The 1,413-nt window shown below is 38.3% G+C and carries 1 protein-coding gene; it reads left to right on the top strand.

Annotation, left to right across the window (positions count from 1 at the left end; translation table 11 throughout):
- Window positions 1-1,131 (top strand): IS3 family transposase gene (locus FPQ13_RS13055; protein WP_144089739.1). Its coding sequence is split into 2 segments (ribosomal slippage), with 1,132 coding nucleotides annotated over them: window positions 1-239 and window positions 239-1,131; the frame shifts between segments, so codons are not numbered across the junction. This gene is flagged as partial in the annotation.
- Window positions 1,132-1,413 lie beyond the last annotated feature (282 nt).

Here is a 1,413-nt window from a genome sequence, read left to right on the forward strand (position 1 = left end):
TTCAAGACGAAGCTTTACAGATGAATTCAAAGAACAAATCGTCCAACTTTACACTTCAGGAAAACCAAGATCTGAAATTATTAAAGAATATGAATTAACCCCATCAACATTCGATAAGTGGGTGAAGCAATTTCGAAACAGCGGGTCTTTTGCAGAAAAAGATAATCGTACACCGGAACAAGAAGAATTGATTCGCTTGAGAAAAGAAAATCAAAAGCTAGCAATGGAAAATGATATTTTAAAGCAAGCCGCGCTGATAATAGGACGAAAGTAGATGTAATCCGGAATAACCGCCACAAATACTCGATATCAGCAATGTGCCACGTCCTACAAATTCCAAGAAGCACGTATTACTATGAAGCCAAAGCTCGTGACAACCATAAAGAGAACGAACTAACAAAACAAGTTATCGACATCTTCAATAGTAGCAGAAAAATTTACGGCCAAAGAAAGATTAAGGAAGAACTTAGAAAGCTCGATTGGACAGTTTCAAGACGTCGGATAGGACGCATTATGAAAAGCCAAGGTTTGGCATCCAAGTATACCGTTGCGCAATATAAACCAACTAAAACAACTCCTAATGAATCACCAGTTGGTAATACACTAAATCGTGAATTTGAACAGCAACAAGAATTGAAAGTTATTGTAAGTGATTTAACATACGTCCGAGTTTTACAGAAGTGGCACTACATTTGTATTCTTGTCGATTTATTTAATCGAGAAATAATTGGTTATAGTTCCGGACCTTATAAAAACGCAGCATTAGTTCATCAAGCTTTTGCGTCCGTTCAATGCGACCTTAATCAGCTGGGGTTATTTCACACAGATCGAGGTAGTGAGTTCAAAAACAAACTCATTGACAATGCCTTACTCACATTTGGAATTAAACGATCATTAAGTGAGAAAGGGACACCCTACGATAATGCCGTTGCAGAAGCTACATTTAAAACGATTAAAACCGAGTTTATCAATGGAAGAGTTTTTGAAAGTCAAGAAGAATTAGACCGTGAACTATTTGATTTTGTCCATTGGTTCAACAACATTCGTATTCATGAATCATTAGGTTACCTAACTCCAATAGAATATAAAATGATGAAACAAAGTAGTCAGGAATGTAATAGAACACTATAAAGTGCATTGATCAGAGCCGCCCAACGGGCTTGTCTTTGACACCTGTGCCCGCTTTTTCGATACGATGGAAGGGGACGGGGCCCCACCATTCCTATCGATTAAAGCGATGGGTTCGTGGTACACTTCGCATGCGGCTGAGATTTAAGTATAAATTTATTTTTCCCAGCCGCCATCAGATGCACACCACGAACCCCAACAGGTGTCAAAGGCGGCGAACAAGATAAAGTAACATGACTAATCTAAGACCTTAATTTTTTTGTCCAATTTACTGTTGACATTCCA

This window comes from Allobacillus salarius, assembly GCF_007559425.1.
Taxonomy (GTDB): domain Bacteria; phylum Bacillota; class Bacilli; order Bacillales; family Alkalibacillaceae; genus Allobacillus; species Allobacillus salarius.